Annotated in this window: 1 protein-coding gene; it reads right to left on the bottom strand. The window is 69.6% G+C overall.

What is annotated here, in order from left to right:
* Window positions 1–2,641 (bottom strand): bifunctional FO biosynthesis protein CofGH (locus tag J2X01_RS21910; RefSeq protein ID WP_310062653.1); only part of this gene is annotated, 2,641 nt, incomplete at its 3' end.
* Window positions 2,642–2,655: the final 14 nt, after the last annotated feature.

The following is a 2,655-nucleotide window of genomic DNA, read 5'->3' as shown; positions in this document are numbered from 1 at the left end:
GGCCACCGTCGGCCTCCGCGGTCAGCACCCGCAGGGACTTCCCGGTGGCGCCGTAGCCCTGGTCCGCGTATTGGCGGGCGGTGGCCAGACGTTCCGGGGACGGTGTCCCGTAGGTGGTGGTGCGCTGGAGCGGGGTCCGGCCGATCGCCCGTGTCATCGTTTCGAGTTCGGCGACTGTCTTTTCCGAGCCGTTGTCGGCTCCGGCCATCCGGCTGATGGTTTCCTCCATCAGGGTGCCGCCGAGGTCATCGGCGCCGCCGTTGAGCATCAGTTGCGTGCCTTCCACCCCGAGCTTGACCCAGGAGGTCTGGATGTGGTTGATCCGGCCGTGCAGCATCAGGCGTGCCACCGCGTGGACCGCCCGGTTTTCCTGCAGGGTCGGTCCGGGCCTGGCCACGCCGGCGAGGTAGACCGGGGAGTTGGTGTGGACGAAGGGCAGCAGGACGAATTCGGTGAAGCCGCCGGTTTCGTCCTGGATCCGGGAGAGGGTGCGCAGATGCCCCACCCAGTGCGAGGGGTTGTCCACGTGCCCGTACATCATCGTGGAACTGCTGCGGATGCCCAGGCGGTGGGCGGTGCTGACAATATCGATCCAGGTCCGGGCGGGCAGTTTGCCCTTGGTCAGGATCCAGCGGACGTCGTCGTCGAGGATTTCCGCGGCGGTGCCGGGGATGCTGTCCAGCCCGGCGGTCTTCGCCTCGGTGAGGAAGTCTTCGAAGGACAGCCCGGTCCTGGTGGCGCCGTTGACGATCTCCATCGGGGAAAAGGCGTGCAGGTGGATGCCGGGCTGCCGCTTTTTGACTTCCCGGGCGAGGTCGAAATACGCGGTGCCGGGCAGGTCCGGGTGGATGCCGCCCTGCATGCAGATCTCCGTGGCGCCGATGGACCAGGCCTCGTCCACCCGGTCCCCGACCTGCTGCATGGAGAGGGTGAAGGCGTCGGCGTCGGTGCGGCGCTGCGCGAAGGCGCAGAACCGGCAGCCGGTGTAGCAGACGTTGGTGAAATTGATGTTGCGGTTCACGACGTAGCCGACGGTGTCCCCGACGCTGTCTTTCCGGACCCGGTCGGCCAGCGCGGCAAGAGCGTCCAGATCGGTGCCGTCGGCCGAGAGCAGGGCCAGGTAGTCCGCGTCCGGCAGACCCGCGGGATTCTCCTCCGCCCGGCCCAGGGCGGCCCGGACCTCCCGGCTGCCGCCACCGGCCCCACCGGCCCCACCGGCTGCACCGGCAACTCCTGACGCGCGGACTTCTTCGCGCAGGGCCTCCCAGTCCCCGTAGACCGCATCGAAATCGCTGCGCCGGTCCCCGGTGCGCCCGATCGTGTCGATCTCGGTGTGCAGATTCACCCGTCCGGTCCCGGCCGCCGCCCAGTCCGGGTCCGGTTCCTGCCACGGCAGACCGGACGGGAGCCGTCCTTCGACGGCGAGGCCGTCGGGACCGGCGAGGGCACGGACATGGGGGAGGACCCTGGGGTCGATCCAGGGTTCCTCGGCGCGGACGAAGTGCGGGTGGGCGGTCAGCCTTTCCCGCAGGGCGAAGCCGGCGTCCGCGGTGAGCCGGGCCAGGTCCTCAATGTGCGGCCAGGGGCGTTCGGGATTGACATGGTCAGGGGTCAGCGGGCTGACGCCGCCCCAGTCATCAATGCCGGCCCGGACCAAAAGTGACAGCTCGTTGGCGTCGGTGAGGTTGGGCGGGGCCTGGATCCGCGCCCCCGGCCCCAGGACGAGACGCGCCACCGCGACGGCGGCCGCGTACTCCGCCGTGGCAAGATCCTCGGCGCCCATCATCGCGGTGGCGGTCTTGGCCCGGAAATTCTGGACGATGACCTCCTGGATATGGCCGTGCCGGCGGTCCACGGCCCGGATCGCGAACAGCGCCTCGACGCGTTCGGCATACGTCTCACCGATACCCAGCAGCACACCGGTGGTGAAGGGAACGTTGGACCGGCCGGCGTCCTCGAGGACGCGCAGCCGCAGCGCCGGTTCCTTGTCCGGGGAGCCGTAGTGCGGACCGCCCTTCTCCGACCACAGCCGGGTGGCCGTGGTCTCCAGCATCATGCCCATCGAGGGGGCCACCGGCTTCAGCCGCTGGATTTCCTCCCAGCTCATCACCCCGGGGTTCAGATGCGGCAGCAGACCGGTCTCTTCCAGCACGCGGATCGCCATGGCCCTCAGGTAATCCAGCGTTGAATCATAGCCGTGGGCGTCCAGCCAGTCCCGGGCGACCGGCCAGCGGTCCTCCGGCCTGTCCCCGAGGGTGAAGAGCGCCTCCTTGCAGCCCAGCGCCGCGCCGGCACGGGCGATCTCCAGGACCTCGTCCGGGGACAGGAACGGCGCCTTGCCCGCCTTCGCCAGCTTCCCCGGGGTGGTCACAAACGTGCAGTAATGGCAGCGGTCCCGGCACAGGTGCGTCAGCGGGATGAACACCTTGCGCGAATACGTGATCACCCCGGGCCGCCCGGCTTTTTCCAGTCCCGCGTCGCGGACCCGCGAGGCCGCGGCCAGCAGCCGGTCAAGGTCGGCCCCGCGCGCATGGAGCAGGGTCTCGGCCTCGACGGCGTTCAGCGTCACCCCGTCACCGGCACGCCGCAGCGCCCGCCGTATCGCGCTCGTGTCGGGGACAAATGTTTCAACGTCAGGCATGGGCTATCTCCAAT

This window comes from Arthrobacter ginsengisoli, assembly GCF_031456935.1.
GTDB lineage: Bacteria > Actinomycetota > Actinomycetes > Actinomycetales > Micrococcaceae > Arthrobacter > Arthrobacter ginsengisoli.
Note: the sequence above shows the minus strand (reverse complement) of the source record. Positions and strands in the feature narration are given on the sequence as shown.